This is a genomic window from Thalassospira sp. Z349TD_5 (assembly GCF_056173045.1).
Map to the genome: position 1 here is coordinate 4,559,878 of NZ_CM149654.1, position 14,751 is coordinate 4,574,628.

The 14,751-nt window shown below is 52.2% G+C and carries 13 protein-coding genes; 8 read left to right on the forward strand and 5 right to left on the reverse strand.

What is annotated here, in order from left to right:
* Nucleotides 1-41: 41 nt before the first annotated feature.
* On the reverse strand, nucleotides 42-1,163 hold the full coding sequence (locus AC0VXT_RS21025) for a cobalt-precorrin-5B (C(1))-methyltransferase (protein WP_475546956.1): 1,122 nt from the start codon (nucleotides 1,161-1,163) through the stop codon (nucleotides 42-44).
* Nucleotides 1,164-1,395: 232 nt separating this feature from the next.
* On the opposite strand from AC0VXT_RS21025, the gene cobA reads away from it, so the two are divergent.
* From cobA to AC0VXT_RS21065, 8 genes are all read left to right on the forward strand, one after another.
* Nucleotides 1,396-2,259: a uroporphyrinogen-III C-methyltransferase gene (cobA, locus tag AC0VXT_RS21030; protein ID WP_475546957.1), complete on the forward strand. Its 864-nt coding sequence runs from the start codon at nucleotides 1,396-1,398 to the stop codon at nucleotides 2,257-2,259.
* Nucleotides 2,260-2,376: 117 nt separating this feature from the next.
* Nucleotides 2,377-3,162, forward strand: coding sequence for a sulfite exporter TauE/SafE family protein (locus AC0VXT_RS21035; protein WP_475546958.1), 786 nt, complete (start codon nucleotides 2,377-2,379; stop codon nucleotides 3,160-3,162).
* A gap of 176 nt (nucleotides 3,163-3,338) precedes the next feature.
* Complete coding sequence (locus AC0VXT_RS21040; protein WP_101301229.1) at nucleotides 3,339-3,953, forward strand: SCO family protein; 615 nt, start codon at nucleotides 3,339-3,341, stop codon at nucleotides 3,951-3,953.
* Between the two features lie 47 nt (nucleotides 3,954-4,000).
* The gene (locus AC0VXT_RS21045) at nucleotides 4,001-5,359 is read left to right on the forward strand and encodes a cobyrinate a,c-diamide synthase (RefSeq protein WP_475546959.1); all 1,359 of its coding nucleotides are present in this window, start codon (nucleotides 4,001-4,003) and stop codon (nucleotides 5,357-5,359) included.
* A gap of 133 nt (nucleotides 5,360-5,492) precedes the next feature.
* Entirely contained in the window at nucleotides 5,493-5,957 is a 465-nt protein-coding gene (locus tag AC0VXT_RS21050; RefSeq protein WP_475546960.1) for a YcgN family cysteine cluster protein, read from the forward strand.
* A gap of 780 nt (nucleotides 5,958-6,737) precedes the next feature.
* A complete protein-coding gene (locus tag AC0VXT_RS21055; RefSeq protein WP_475546961.1) occupies nucleotides 6,738-8,228 on the forward strand; it encodes a methyl-accepting chemotaxis protein in 1,491 nt (496 codons plus the stop codon).
* 279 nt (nucleotides 8,229-8,507) lie between these two features.
* The gene (locus AC0VXT_RS21060; protein WP_475546962.1) at nucleotides 8,508-9,998 is read left to right on the forward strand and encodes a methyl-accepting chemotaxis protein; all 1,491 of its coding nucleotides are present in this window, start codon (nucleotides 8,508-8,510) and stop codon (nucleotides 9,996-9,998) included.
* 202 nt (nucleotides 9,999-10,200) lie between these two features.
* Nucleotides 10,201-10,953, forward strand: a complete 753-nt coding sequence (locus AC0VXT_RS21065; RefSeq protein ID WP_475546963.1) for an MBL fold metallo-hydrolase — start codon at nucleotides 10,201-10,203, stop codon at nucleotides 10,951-10,953.
* Between the two features lie 116 nt (nucleotides 10,954-11,069).
* On the opposite strand, the gene AC0VXT_RS21070 is transcribed toward AC0VXT_RS21065, so the two are convergent.
* The 4 genes from AC0VXT_RS21070 to AC0VXT_RS21085 all read right to left on the reverse strand — a co-directional run bounded on the left by AC0VXT_RS21070 (nucleotide 11,070) and on the right by AC0VXT_RS21085 (nucleotide 14,694).
* The gene (locus tag AC0VXT_RS21070) at nucleotides 11,070-11,336 is read right to left on the reverse strand and encodes a DUF1150 family protein (protein WP_022734017.1); all 267 of its coding nucleotides are present in this window, start codon (nucleotides 11,334-11,336) and stop codon (nucleotides 11,070-11,072) included.
* 15 nt (nucleotides 11,337-11,351) lie between these two features.
* Nucleotides 11,352-11,849 (reverse strand): Hsp20 family protein, encoded by a 498-nt coding sequence (locus AC0VXT_RS21075; RefSeq protein WP_022734016.1) that lies wholly within the window; start codon nucleotides 11,847-11,849, stop codon nucleotides 11,352-11,354.
* A gap of 210 nt (nucleotides 11,850-12,059) precedes the next feature.
* Nucleotides 12,060-13,760: an adenylate/guanylate cyclase domain-containing protein gene (locus AC0VXT_RS21080; protein WP_475546964.1), complete on the reverse strand. Its 1,701-nt coding sequence runs from the start codon at nucleotides 13,758-13,760 to the stop codon at nucleotides 12,060-12,062.
* A gap of 208 nt (nucleotides 13,761-13,968) precedes the next feature.
* Complete coding sequence (locus tag AC0VXT_RS21085; RefSeq protein WP_475546965.1) at nucleotides 13,969-14,694, reverse strand: glutamine amidotransferase-related protein; 726 nt, start codon at nucleotides 14,692-14,694, stop codon at nucleotides 13,969-13,971.
* Nucleotides 14,695-14,751 lie beyond the last annotated feature (57 nt).

Genomic DNA, 14,751 nt, shown 5'->3' on the forward strand with positions numbered 1-14,751 from the left:
GGCTTTGCGGGGTCTGTCGGAATAGACAGACCGAACGTATTTTAGTTTTTCACAGACGGTCGGAAAGTGTCGAAATCACCGGGACTATGGCGGGCGATGATTTTACCATCGCGATCGGTGATGACAATTTCGACCACAGTTGCGCCATCAAGTGTTGCGCGTGCGGACTCGCATGCTTGGCGCGCAATCGTGTCTGCAATATCAACGTTTGCTGCCTGACATTGTTCCAGCACCTGTTTGGCGGTATTCGCCGTTCGGGTGGCGTCTTGCAGCATCGCGTCACCGCCGCAGTGCTTTACGGTCTGTGCCAATCGGTCGAAATCAACCTGTGATCGGCTGCTGTGCAAATCGAGATGCCCCTGGGCCAGTTTGACCAGTTTGGCAAATCCCCCACAGATGCTGATATGCTCGACCGGATTTTTGCGCAGGTATTTCAGCATGCCACCAACAAAATCACCCATATCAAGGATCGCTTCGTCTGGCAGGTCGTAAAAGGTGCGAATGGCGGCTTCCGACGTTTTTCCGGTGGCCCCGGCGACATGTGTGCGGCCCGTGGCACGCGCGACATCAATACCGCGATGGATAGAATGGATCCATGCCGAGCAGCTAAACGGGATGACGATCCCAGTTGTGCCAAGTACCGACAATCCCCCGACAATGCCAAGGCGCGGGTTCCACGTTTTGGTGGCGATTTCCTGCCCGCCCGGAATGGAAATTTCGATTTCGACATCGGTGGGCACGTTAAACTCTGTGGCCAGTTCAGTAATTTGGCCAATCATCATTTCGCGCGGTTTTGGATTGATTGCCGGTTCGCCCACGGGTAACGGAAGGCCCGGTTTGGTAATGCGCCCAACCCCGTCACCAGCATGAAATGAAATGCCGTTGCCAGGTTTTGCGTGGCGCAGGGTTGCGATGATTTCCGCCCCATGGGTTACATCGGGATCATCACCGGCATCCTTGATCACACTGGCCCGTGCCCAGCCATCGCCGGTTTCGGCCTTCACCAAGGCAAAGGACGGTGTTTCACCGCGTGGCAATGTAATGGTGACCGGATTTGGAAACTGACCAGACAACATGGCCTGCCACGCAGCACGGGTGGCGGCGGTGGCACAGGCCCCCGTTGTCCATCCTTTGCGCAGCGGTCCATCAGGTTTTCTGGCCATCAGTCGGATTTTTTCCTGTTAATCACGTCGCCGTACCCTTTATTGATGGCACGGGCAGCAGATGCTGCGAACAGAATTTTTCTATTAAACATATTTTTCTGTGTTGTATTTAGAATAATACGATAAATTTTCGGAAATATGTTGGATGTATCGTCTGATTGTTGTTTAACATATCCTCTTGCGATGGTCCTGCACAGATGGGCCAAGATACCTTGAACAAAAGTAATGCGCGATGACTAAACTTGGTCTTGATTTTCCGGTCTTTGAGCCGGGTTGGGTTTGGCTGGTTGGGGCGGGTCCGGGTGATCCGGGCTTACTGACGCTTCATGCTGTCAATGCCATGCAACAGGCCGATGTGGTTGTCTATGACGCATTGGTCGATGAGCGGATCCTGAACCTTTTGCGGCCTGATGCGCAGCGTGTTTACGCCGGTAAACGCGGCGGACGTCCGTCGTCCAAGCAAACCGACATTTCACTGCAACTTGTTGACTATGCCAAAAAAGATTTGCGTGTCTTGCGCCTTAAGGGCGGTGATCCGTTTGTCTTTGGGCGTGGCGGCGAAGAAGGCATGACCCTTGTCGATCATAATGTGCCGTTCCGGGTTGTGCCGGGCATTACCGCCGGGATTGCCGGTGCGGCCTATGCCGGGATTCCGACCACACACCGTGATTGCAATTCATCGGTGACCTTTGTCACCGGTCATGGGTCAAGCGGCGATGTGCCAGATAACATCAATTGGGCCGCGCTGGCGCAAGGATCGCCGGTGTTGGTGATGTATATGGCGATGAAACATCTGCGCCGGATTTCAGCCGAGCTGATGGCCAATGGCCGGTCCGGGGATGAACCGCTTGCGGTGATTAATCAGGCCACCACGCCAGCACAGGGTATTTTGATTACCACCCTTGCCAAGGCGGCGGACGATGTCGAACGGGTGGGTGTTGAACCGCCTGCGGTTTGCATCCTTGGTAAAGTGGTTGGCCTGCGCGATCGCCTGAACTGGTTGTCCCCGCAAGATGACGTCAAAGAGGTCCGGACTGTGCCGTTCGAACAGATTCTTGAGTTAATCTCGACCCCGGCGGATCCGCAAAAAGACTAGGTCCTGAGCCTAATGTAGTCAGCCTGCGTCGATTCCCTGTCGCGAATTGATCTATATCCTTGTTGGCTGTATCGCTGATTGTCACAATCATATCCACCGAATGAACCGGGATGGATCATGGACGAACAGCAAATACTGATCCGCATCCTTGAAAGCGGCTGGGCACAATGTGCGCAAATCCTGCAAGATGATGGCGGGGTGCTTTTGACGGCATTGATTGCCGGATTGGTCGGCAGTGTGACCCATTGTGTTGGCATGTGCGGACCGTTCGTCATCAGCCAGGTCACCAGCCGCATGGAACAACTCCCCCTCGAAAAAATGAGCGAGTTTCGCCGCCTGACCGGGGCGGCTTTGGTGCCCTATCAGCTCGGGCGCATCACCACCTATGCCGTTCTGGGCGGTTTGGCGGGATTTTTTGCCGATAGTGTGTCGGTTCTGGTGCAGGTTTGGTGGATTGGTCCGGTCTTGTTGGTACTGGCCGGTGTGTTCTTCTTGGTGTTCGGGGTCATGGGGCTGGTACCCCATTTGGGCGGATTGTTGCCCCAAACATCTGGCAAGACTGGCGGGCGCTGGTGGAACCAATTGATCGGTCATCGCATTCGCCCCCTTTTTGCCGTACCATTTGGGCTGCGGGGGTATCTTCTGGGGTTGATGTTGGGGTTTATCCCCTGCGGACTGGTGTATGGTGCGCTTGTGCTGGCCGCGGCGTCGGGCGGTATGGCAAGTGGTGCCATGGTGATGGCGGTATTTGGTTTTGGCACGGTGCCGATGATGTTTGTTACCGGGTTTATTGGCCAATATGCCGCCGGGCGGTTTCGCGCACTGATGGTGCCTGTTGGACGCGGATTGATGATTGTTAATGCACTCATCCTGTTTGTTCTGGCATCACAATCCTTTGGCTAGGCAGATTTCGAACAGCAAATCCCTGAAAACCTGAAGATGTCTGGTCAAGTGTGAGCTGTCGCACAGTTGTGATGCTTGCATGATTACAAAGGGCATTTATAGTGCCCGCACAGTTTTGAATGCTTCTCGTGGCTGCGCATGGGCCACAGAAAAATGCACGGAAAGAGGTAAGGCGCATGAGCAAAAAGACGCTTCTGGCTATTCTGGCGATTGCGCTGGTACTCGGCATTGGTTTGACCTATCGCCTGATGATGATGGGTTCAGAAACGCAGTCATCAGGTGCGGCTGCCATCGGTGGGCCGTTTGAGCTGGTCAATCAGAACGGTGATACTGTCACCCAGCAGGATTACGCTGGAAAATACATGCTGATTTATTTCGGCTATACGTTCTGCCCTGATGTTTGCCCGACCGAATTACAGGTCATGGGCACGGCACTGGACATGATGCCAGAAGAGACTGCCGCCGAGGTGACCCCAATCTTTATTTCGATTGATCCGGAACGCGATACGATTGGCGCGCTTGGGGCCTATGTCCCGCATTTCCATGATCGTATGGTGGGTTTGACCGGCACAGTCGCCCAAACGTCCGAGGCGGCAAAGGCTTATCGCATCTATTACGCCAAATCGATCCCGGAAGGCGAACCGGAAGATACCGATTCTTATCTGATGGATCATTCATCCTTTGTCTATTTGATGGGCCGCGATGGTGAATTTATTCGCCACTTTAACTACGGTACTGCGCCCGAAGATATGGCCAAAGGCATCACCGAAGCGGTCAAAAGCAACGGGTAAGCCAGATCAGACGGGGGTTTGTGCGATGAAGGCCGAAGAACTGTTAAATGTATGACAAAACATCCGGCGTTGTGATTGCCGCCCCGTCGTCAAACAGTGGCAAGACCGTCATTACACTTGCAGTGCTGCGTGCGCTCAAACGTCATGGGATTGCGGTTGCGGCGGCCAAAACCGGGCCTGATTATATTGATCCGGCCTTTCAGGCGGCGGCTTGCAGGACAAGTTGCATCAACCTTGATCCCTGGGCGATGCACCGCGATCAGATCAACACCCTTATTGCGCGTCAGCTTGCCGAACAGCATGACGAAAATGCGTTTGTGGTGTGCGAAGGGGTGATGGGGCTGTTTGACGGGGCCGCCAATGGCACCGGATCAACGGCCGATCTGGCCGCAATGATGAATTGGCCGGTTGTTTTGGTGGTGGATGTGAAGGGGCAGTCGGCGTCTGCGGCGGCCCTGATTTCCGGGTTTGCCAAGTTTCGCGATGATACCCGCATTGCCGGTGTAATCCTCAATCGGGTTGGCAGCGACCGCCACAAACAGATGATTGTCGATGCCTGTGCCAAATACCTGCCTGATATTCCGATTATCGGTGCCGTGCGCCGCAGTTCTGACCTGACATTGCCGGAACGTCATCTTGGTCTTGTGCAGGCCGGTGAGCATGATGAGCTCAATGGGTTTCTCGACCGGGCGGCGGATATCATCGCCGCCGACGTTGATCTTGCGGCCTTTCGACGATTGGTAACGCCGTCAGTTTTGGCAAAACCCTATGTTCCGGGTGTTGACGGTGCATCCGCGGACGTTCCCCCCTTGGGGCAACGTATCGCGATTGCGCGCGATATGGCATTTGCCTTTTCCTATGCTCATCTTCTGGATGGCTGGAAGCTGGCCGGGGCGGAGCTATCCTTCTTTTCCCCGTTAAATGATGAAGCCCCGGACTCGTCAGCCGACGCAATTTATCTTCCCGGCGGATATCCCGAACTTTTTGCAGCCCAACTGGCCCATGCAACGCATTTCAAATCGGCAATGCGCAAGGCCGCCGAGGATAATGTTACGATTTACGGCGAATGCGGGGGCTATATGGTGCTGGGTGATCAGTTGATCGATGCTGATGGCCACAGTCACGAGATGCTGGGGCTTCTGGCGGTTGAAACCAGTTTTGCCGACCGAAAGCTGCATCTGGGCTACCGCGAGGCGGTTCTGACACAACCCACACCGTTTGGCCCAGCCGGGACAGTTTTGCGTGGGCATGAGTTCCATTATGCCAGCACGCTTTTGGAAGATGGCACGCCATTCTGCCAGATGAGCAACGCAATGGGTGATGCCCTTGGGCCGGCTGGTTTGGTCCGGGGCTCTGTGTTTGGTTCTTTCTTTCACGTGATTTCCGCGCGCGTGCAAGGGGCTTAGGGGCAGGATCCCGTTTTCCGTTTGGGCATTTTCCCTTATTGTCGATCTTGTATGATGTGATAAGCAGCGGCCTTGATGGACGCGAAGGGCATCCAATATATTGAATGCCATCTTTGCCGATGCGAGAGAGACAATGACCGATAAAGACATGGCAGCACGACCCAACAAACCATTTTGGGAAGTTAAGACACTTGCCGAGATGACCCAGGAAGAATGGGAATCGGTGTGCGATGGGTGTGGTAAATGCTGCCTGCATAAGCTTCAGGACGAGTATGATGATGCGGTCTACTACACGTCGGTCGCGTGTCGCCTGCTTGATTGCGAGTCTTGCCAGTGCAAGGATTACCCCAACCGGACACAACATGTTCCTGATTGCGTACAGCTTTCAAAGGAAAATGTCGAAACACTGGGGTGGATGCCGTCAACCTGTGGGTATCGGTTGCTGTCCGAGGGCAAAGGCCTTCCTGATTGGCATCCGTTGGTGACGGGCGATCCGAAGTCTCCTATCAACGCCGGCATGTCCGTACAGGGCATGTGCATCCCCGAAGAAGAAGCCCATCCTGATCTGACCCGCTATATCGTGAAATGGCCGGCGTAAGGTTCCAGTTTCTAGTGTTTCTCCGCGACTGACAAAGCATCATCAAGATGTCTGGAGCGCGATCATCACAGCCCTGTTTTGTTGAGCGACTCCCGCAGGTCGCTATCGTTCTGGCACGATAAAATCGTCCGTGACATCTGTGTTTTCTGTTATTTCCATAATGGTCAAACATCATATTCTGCAAATGGTGGGTCTTTGCCATGTATTGCAGGATTATGATTAAGCATCTGGATACGTTCTGAGAACATCAACTGATGCGAAAACAATCCGATGATGAAGGCCAAATTTCACCACTTGGCAGATCAGTCCTGCGCAATTGCCAGTTGAACTATTCAAAAGTATATGCTTATTTGCCTGATCAATTGCTCTGGGAGTGGGCTGTTGATAAAATTTGATCCGAATTATTCCTTTCGTCGTATCTTATGGTGAAGAGAAAATAACGGTGCGGTGTAGGGCCCATAATTGGGCAATTTTTCTACATTATCTTGTGACGGAAAGTTTTGGCAGGTATTTGAATTAAAGTGCAAATTTTTGCGCCCTTGATGTTGGCAGCACAAAAAATGCTTTGAGACCTGAACAAGACGGTCTGTCTTCGAGTGCAAAATTTCTCCCAAAAATAGGCCACGATTATGTTGCCTGAGTCTGAGTTCGTGGAATTAATTCCGCGAATTTTTTTGGTTCCGGCAATGAATCTTGGTGGTGATGATTTTACCTCATCCCTCAAAAGGATAGGTAAGTATATAGGTGCGCATGATCGCGCAATTTCGAAAGGTTTTAAGAGTGGCACTTGGTTTTTTAAACAGCGGTAAACATGCGCAGGCAGAAGAACAGGTTGCTGCAGCACTGAGCCGGTCGATGGCGCGTATTGAATTTGACATGAATGGTCAAATTCTGACTGCGAACGATAATTTCCAGAAAGTTATGGGATACGGACTTAACGAAATTGTCGGGAAGCATCATTCGATGTTTGTGCCCGAAGAAATCACCAATACGGCTGAGTACAAGTCGTTCTGGAAGAAGCTCGGCAGCGGTGAATTTTTAAGCGGCGCCTTCCCGCGCAAGCGCAAAAATGGTCAGTTGCTTTGGCTGGAATCGACATACAATCCGGTGTTTGACGGCAAGGGTAAGTTGATCAAGGTCGTCAAGTTTGCCAGCGATATTACCGAACGTCGTAATGAACGTGCACTTTTGCAAAGTGTGTTTGAGGCGATCAGTTCGTCGCAGGCGGTGATTGAGTTTGATCTGGACGGCAATATCCTGAATGCCAATGAAAACTTTCTGTCGGTGATGGGCTACAGCCTTGATGAGATCAAAGGCAAGCATCACAGCATGTTTGTGCCCAAGGAATTACGGAACACATCGGAATACCGCTCATTCTGGCAGAGCCTTAATCAGGGCAAGTTTCAGGCGGGTCAGTTTAACCGTGTGGGCAAGGGTGGTAAGGAAATCTGGATCGAGGCAACGTATAATCCGGTGCTAGATGCGGTTGGTAATCCGATCAAGGTGATTAAATTTGCCACCGATGTTACCGAACAGACCAAATTGCTTTTGAACCTTAAGCAAATGATCGACGGAAACTTTGCCGAGATTGACAGTAACATCAACGACCTTAATCACCGCACTGTTCAAAGCGTTGATGTCTCGAACAATACCATGGACATCACCCAGGCGGTGGCGGCCAGTGCAGAGCAACTTGCCGCATCGATTTCGGAAATCTCGCGCAGCATGACGCAGTCGCAAAGCGAAACCGAACGAGCATTCGATCAGACCGAAACCGCAAATGAAATGACCGAGCGCATGTCAAATGTGGTCGATCAAATGGGCAGCATCGTCGAAGTCATCCGCAATATTGCCGGGCAGATCAACCTTCTGGCGCTCAACGCGACGATTGAAAGTGCGCGTGCAGGCGAGGCGGGTAAAGGATTTGCCGTGGTTGCCAACGAGGTCAAGAACCTTGCCAATCAGGCCGCACGTGCGACCGAGGACATTTCACAGGAAATTTCCGGTATCCAGTCGATTTCAGCCGAGGTTGCCGGTGCTCTTCGGACCATTCGTAGCTCGGTCGAAACCGTGCGCAACGATGTGACCAATATTTCCTCGGCAGTGGCCGAACAAACGACTGTGACCGATGGGGTCAGTGCGAACATGCGTGATATGGCCAGCACGGTTGAAGACCTGTCACGCAATCTCGAATCCATCCGCTTGACCAGCGATGCCGTGGCATCATCGGTCAACAAAACCCGTGAGGCCGCAGAAGTCCTTGCACGGTGATCGTGTCAGGTATTGTGGGTGAAAAATGTGACATTGATCACATTGAGTGGATTTGACCAAATTCTCGGAAAAGTAGAGTTTTGAACCCTTTAAGCAATACAGCAACTTTTGCGCTGTGGCTTGCTGCAGGGCTAAACTCTATATTGGGTTGATTCGATCATGAGTATATACCATCCTTATCCAAAGGTGTAGTTTTTTGGACAAGATGGTCGCCGTGTTTTCAGTCAACGCTTCAAGTCAGAATCCATAATGATGAACAAGTTCGAAGGGTAAATTGCAATGGCTTTTGGTTTGAACAGTCGCGCTATGCGCGGGCGTGCTGGATTGCAGCTTCTGGATGCACTTGGTCGTTCAATGGCCATGATTGAGTTTGATCTGGATGGCAAGGTCCTTGATGCGAATGAGAACTTTTTAAAAACGATGGGCTATACCCTTCCCGAGATTGTGGGAAAGCATCATTCAATGTTTGTGCCGCAATCGATTGTAAGTGATCCGTCCTACAAGGAGTTCTGGGGCAAACTGCGTGCAGGGGAATTTGCAGCAGGTGCTTTTCAGCGGGTGCGCAAGGATCAGGAAAAGGTCTGGTTGGAGGCAACCTATAATCCGGTTTTCGATGATCGTGGAAAATTGACAAAGGTGGTGAAGTTTGCGTCCGACATTACCGCACGTCGAAAGGAAAACGCGGTTAAGGATGGAACCCTGAACGCGATTGATCGTGCTCAGGCAGTGATCGAGTTTGATTTGCAGGGCAATATCCTGACCGCCAACCAGAACTTTCTGTCGGTGATGGGCTATAAGCTTGAAGAAGTTGTTGGCAAACATCACAGTATGTTTGTCGCGGCGGGCTACAAAGACAGTCATGAATACAAAGAGTTTTGGGAAAATCTGCGCAAAGGCGAATTTCAGGCTGCGCAATTTAAGCGCATCAGTAAAAGCGGAAAAGAAATCTGGATTGAGGCGTCTTATAATCCGATATTTGATCAGGACGGTAACCCGTTCAAGGTTGTCAAATTTGCGACCGATATTTCCGAACAGGTAAACCTTTTGGGTGAGCTCAAGACGATGATTGATACCAATTTTGGTGAGATCGATCAAAATATCGGGCAGCTTGATGCGGCAGCAAGCAGTGGCGCATCGTCAGCAGAAGAGACATCCGCGACCGTCCAGACGGTTGCAGCCAGCGCGGAAGAACTTGCCGCATCAATTGCGGAAATCTCGCGGAGCATGATGCAATCGCGTGATGAGACCCAGCGTGCGTTTGAACAAACCCAGAATGCCAACAGTTCAACCCAGCGCATGACAGAAGTTGTTTCCTCGATGGGTAACATTGTCGAAGTTATTCAGGGAATTGCCGGTCAGATTAATCTGTTGGCCTTGAACGCGACGATTGAATCTGCGCGTGCAGGAGAGGCAGGCAAAGGGTTTGCAGTCGTGGCCAACGAGGTCAAGAACCTTGCAAACCAGGCGGCCAAGGCGACGGATCAGATTTCTGCAGAAATCGCCGGTGTTCAGAGCATTTCAAACGAGGTCGTTGAGGTGTTGGAAAAAATCAGCGGTTCAATTGAAATTTCTCGTGACAGTGTCACCAGTATTGCTTCTGCGGTTGAGGAACAAACGGCGGTTACAGACGGCGTGTCGCAGAACATGCAGACAATGGCTGTTGCTGTTGAAACACTCTCGACCAGTATTTCCGATATCACGAGCATGTCGAGTGCCGTCGGGGCTTCGGTCGAACGTACACGCAAAGCTGCGGAAGTTCTTGCGCGGTAAGACGCACCGTCACAGCAAGATACTGTCATTATTACAGGGCGGTGCCGAGAGGTGCCGCTCTTTTTGTAATTGTGTGACAAATTAGCGATATAAGGCTGGTCGATTTCAGAACTACTTGCGTTGTTTGCGAGGAGGTCGCAAAAATAGTGACCATGATCTAATATGCTTTCACCAACGATCTGGGAAATGGACGGTAGGGGCAATGACAAGCGACCATCTGCGCATTGATGTTCTGGGCGTTGGCGAAGCGTTTGATCCGAATTACGCAAACTCATCTGTTGTGGTGACGGCAGATGAATACCGTTTGCTGATTGATTGTGGGGCGACGGTTCCCGGATTGGTGATGGGAAAATATCCCGATCCTGATGCGATAGACGCCATCTACTTCACCCATATGCATCCTGATCATGTTTTTGGTTTGGTGCCGGTGATGTTGAACTGGCGCGATGATGGCCGATCAAAACCATTGCATATTCTGTGCACGCCGCAACTGCGCAGCCATCTGGAAAAGCTGATGGAGCTTGGCTTTACCGGATTGGGGTCAGCATGGCCGTTTGAGGTGATTTGGCATGCACTTGCCGATACCACCAGCATCGGTCCGTTTGAATGCCGTTTTGGCCGGTCCGATCACAGTGTTCAGAACCATGCGATTTTGTTGCGCTTTGCCGAGAAGGGGTTTGCCTATTCCGGGGATGGCAATGTAACGGCGGAAACCGCCGCATTGTTTACCCGTGCCGACCTTGTGTTTCAGGAAACCTATCTGACCAAACATGATCCGCAACATTCAGCACACTGTGATCTTGAAACGGTGATGCAACTGGCATCTGACATGCCCGGCGCACGTTTCTGGCTGTATCACATCAAGCGCGAAGCCCGTGCGGAGATTTCCAGAATTGTCGGGCACAATGATCAGGTCCGCATTGCCGTACCCGGTGAAGTGATTGAAATTCGATAGGGTCGATCAATGCACGGTGCGCATACGACAAAAGGCAGCCGGGTGGCTGCCTTTTAACATTTGTTCGTGTTGCTTTAAACTCAAGGCGATTGCGGCTGCTCTGGTTTACACCTTAATCAGTGAACCGCGCGCGGTTCCATATCATGCTGGCGGATTGCCGCATTCGCGACAGCATGGCTGTCAAAGGACGCAATGTGCGTGCCATCAGCAGTGAAAACACCAAAGACCATTTCTTCGCTGTCTTCTTCGTTGCTTGGGACTTCGCGAACATAGGCGAAATCATGGATACCAAGCATGGCGAAATCAACATTCGACAACAGGCCGGTGTCTTGCGCCCCGCGTGGGGTGCTTTTCGGGCTGAGCTGTGCAGTGCGGTCTGTCATTTGAACCACTCCTTATTAGGCATCGCTGCTTTTATTGGCGGCTTTGCTGTCTTCGTCATCCACTTTCATGTCGATTGTACGCGATGATACGGCTTTCTTCTTGTTTGACCCAATGGCGATCTCACGCACGACGGGTTCAGGAATAGGCCGGTTCAAATCAACATGAAGCAATCCATTATCCAAATGAGCACCAACGACTTCTATACCTTCTGCCAGCACAAAGGAACGCTGAAACTGTCGTGACGCGATACCGCGGTGGATATAGATACGCTCATTGTCCTCTTCGGTGTGCTTGCCACGAATAATGAGCTGGTTGTCTTCTGTGGTTACAGACAGATCGTCTTCGGCGAATCCGGCAACTGCAACTGTAATGCGCAGCTTGTTTTCGCTGATCTGTTCGATGTTGTAGGGCGGATAGCCTTCTGCCTTGGTTTTCGAAACCTGATCGAGAACGCGTTCAATCTGATCAAAACCCAGCAATAGCGGGCTGTTGAACATGGAAATTCGTGACATTTGCAGCACCTCCTCCGTCAGAGCGAGTGTGAGTAGTGGTCAGACCCCACGCAGAATGCGTTTTTGGGCGCCTGTTTGTTCGACCCGATCCTATCGGCACCGAACGGTACTTTATATTCGAATAAATGTGGTTTTCACCGAAATAGTCAAGTGTTGCCTGTATCAATTGGCTTGGAAACGCTGCATTGCGAAACCCGATATGCCGGTTTGTCAGGTCGCCATTGCCGGCTTCTGGTCCTGTCGCGTCATTGCCCCGGTTAAGTCTGGCATGGCATCAAGGGCATAATAGGCAACAGACTGATCCTTACCGCGCAGTGCGACTTCATGAAGCACGGCATTCTCGGGCAAGGGGATCGGTCCATGATCAAACAGGGTCTTTGAAATCACCAATGGAACGCCATGTCCCTTTGTCTGTGCTTCAAGCCGTGCCGCGGTATTGATGGTGTCGCCAATCGCACTGATGTTTTCGCGACCCGGTGGACCCATTTCACCCACAATTGCCTTGCCCATATGAATGCCAATCCCGATCCGCAAGGCATGGGGAAGTTCTGATTTCAGATGGTCATTAAGCCCTTCGATCCGGCGCAACATTTCGGCCGCCCCTTCAAAGGCATTGAGGATCATGCGTTCGGTATCGTCGCTTTCATGGCCATAAAGCGCCATCAGTCCGTCGCCGGTAAATTGCGCGTAATAGCCGCCTGTGCTGCGCAGTGCCTCGGTCATTTCGGCAAAAAACTGATTGAGGATGAACAATACGTCATAGGGCATTTTCATCTCACCCAGCCGGGTCGAATCGCGCAAATCAATAAACATCGAGACCACTTGACGTTCGCTGCCCGACAGCCCGCCGGGGCGGCGGCCATCGCGGGCCGATGCGTTTGGCGCCATTAGCGGCACGACCGCAAGATCGTTCTGCGGTCTGATTTGACAGGCCAGACGCATGCCGTGGGGTGCCTGAATGCTTTTCAGGGCTGCGGCTTCGATCTGGCCGGGTTCGGCAAGCTGATCAAGGCCCGACCCGCAATGCAGGCGACATGTGGTGCAACGACCATGCCCACCACACACCGATGCCATCGCAATGCCTGCATCGCGCAGCGCCTCAAGGGCTGTGGCCCCCGGGGGAACGCGGATTGTGCGGCCATTTGGCAAATTCAATATTGGCCCGCGTTTTACCCGGTCAATGGTTTGGCGTACTTGGCGCACGACAAAGGGGGCGACGGCCAATGCGATGGTCAGGATGATACAGGGGATCAATGCCTTTTCGTAAAAGGCAATAGCCGCATCGTTGACATTGGCTGCTTCAAGCACACCGAAAACATACTTTCGCCCACCTTCTTCGACCCGGCGCATGATCTCGGCTGCGGCCGCACCATATCCGGCAAGTGACAGGGTCGGAATCAGAATGGCAAGCGTGCCCAGAACATTGCGCCATTTGGGATAGAACGGTTTAACCCGGAGCCAGAAATGAATGCCGATACAGCCATGGGTCCAGACGACAATGACGGTGATGGCTTGAAGGATCCCCTGACTTGGCAGAAATACCGCAAGATCAAGCAATACCCGCTCATAGGGTGATTCAACGTCAAATCCCAGATCAATGATGCGGGTTGCAATAATATGGCGAAACAGAAGGAACGGGATGCAAAGCCCCAGGATCATCTGCGCCCATTCGGATTTGCGCAGGCGCAGCGACCGGCGCCCGGTCAGTCGGCCCGTGGCCAAGATGAAATGGGTGACAAGTGACAGCAGCAGCAAAATCTCAAGCGGTGGGGATTTCCAGAGTCCTGTGCTGAAATCAGACGCCGTTTCCATAAATTCCGGCGATATGATCCCCGCTGCATGATTAAGCAGATGGGTCAGGACATAGGCAAACATTGTCAGTCCTGAATACAGACGCAGGTTCTGGATCATCTTGTCGGGTGCTCGTGTCTGTTGAGTGTTGCAGCGCGCAAAGGGTCTTGTATGGTCAATGTTTGTTGATGAGTGTGCATCAAACCATGAATTGTCCAAAAGCGTACAATACTTTTGGTTGATAAAACGTTGCAGGAAAACGGTCATGAAAAAAGCCACCAACGGATACTGGTGGCTTTTGGGGTCTTGATCAATATTTTGACGGCAATCAGGCGGCGTTTTGTACGCGCTTGCGGGTCATGAACTTGACAATTGATTTGGCGAAATCGGTGCTGCTGATCGGTGTTTTAAGCGAGTCCATCGCCGCCTTATGCACATCATCTGGCAGCAGGTCGGATCGCATTTCGAGAAGCGCCTGTTCATAAGGGCGCATGAATTCCGGGTGTGGCTGGATCGATGCGGCATTTTCACCATATTGCAAGCCGGCGTAAGGGCAGAAATCCGACTGTGCCCAGACGGTCGCGCCTTCGGGCAGCTCGACGACCTGATCTTGATGGAACGCATTGATGCGCATGGTGGGTGCGCTGTCGGCCAGCCAGTCATTTTCGCCTGTTGTCACAGCATATTCATGAACACCAACGCCCCACCCCTTGTCGGATTTGACCACTTTGCCGCCAAGGGCGGTCGCAAGGATTTGGTGGCCAAAACAGATACCAAACACCGGAAGCTTGGCCGAGACTGTGTCGCGCAGGAACTGTTGCAGTTCGATCATCCACGGTGCATTTTCATAAACGCCGTGCTTGGACCCGGTTATGATCCAGCCATCTGCATCGTTGATTGATGCCGGAAACTGGTCTTGCAGAACCGTCCAGGTTTCAAAAGTGAGACTGGGGTCAACCGCACCAAGAAGCGCTTCGAACATGCTTGGATAGCTTGTGAATTCTTCGCGAAGTTCTTCCGGGGCAAGCCCGGTTTCAAGGATACCGATTTTCATGCAGAACCTTCTTGCACTTTGGTGTGGCGCTTATGAGCAGGTATGAGATTTTAGCGC

Excerpts from the sequence above, each read along its gene's own strand:
- AC0VXT_RS21025 (WP_475546956.1), bottom strand. The coding sequence starts at position 1,163 with ATGGCCAGAAAACCTGATGGACCGCTGCGCAAAGGATGGACAACGGGG.
- cobA (WP_475546957.1), top strand. The coding sequence starts at position 1,396 with ATGACTAAACTTGGTCTTGATTTTCCGGTCTTTGAGCCGGGTTGGGTT.
- AC0VXT_RS21035 (WP_475546958.1), top strand. The coding sequence starts at position 2,377 with ATGGACGAACAGCAAATACTGATCCGCATCCTTGAAAGCGGCTGGGCA.
- AC0VXT_RS21040 (WP_101301229.1), top strand. The coding sequence starts at position 3,339 with ATGAGCAAAAAGACGCTTCTGGCTATTCTGGCGATTGCGCTGGTACTC.
- AC0VXT_RS21045 (WP_475546959.1), top strand. The coding sequence starts at position 4,001 with ATGTATGACAAAACATCCGGCGTTGTGATTGCCGCCCCGTCGTCAAAC.
- AC0VXT_RS21050 (WP_475546960.1), top strand. The coding sequence starts at position 5,493 with ATGACCGATAAAGACATGGCAGCACGACCCAACAAACCATTTTGGGAA.
- AC0VXT_RS21060 (WP_475546962.1), top strand. The coding sequence starts at position 8,508 with ATGGCTTTTGGTTTGAACAGTCGCGCTATGCGCGGGCGTGCTGGATTG.
- AC0VXT_RS21065 (WP_475546963.1), top strand. The coding sequence starts at position 10,201 with ATGACAAGCGACCATCTGCGCATTGATGTTCTGGGCGTTGGCGAAGCG.
- AC0VXT_RS21070 (WP_022734017.1), bottom strand. The coding sequence starts at position 11,336 with ATGACAGACCGCACTGCACAGCTCAGCCCGAAAAGCACCCCACGCGGG.
- AC0VXT_RS21075 (WP_022734016.1), bottom strand. The coding sequence starts at position 11,849 with ATGTCACGAATTTCCATGTTCAACAGCCCGCTATTGCTGGGTTTTGAT.
- AC0VXT_RS21080 (WP_475546964.1), bottom strand. The coding sequence starts at position 13,760 with ATGATCCAGAACCTGCGTCTGTATTCAGGACTGACAATGTTTGCCTAT.
- AC0VXT_RS21085 (WP_475546965.1), bottom strand. The coding sequence starts at position 14,694 with ATGAAAATCGGTATCCTTGAAACCGGGCTTGCCCCGGAAGAACTTCGC.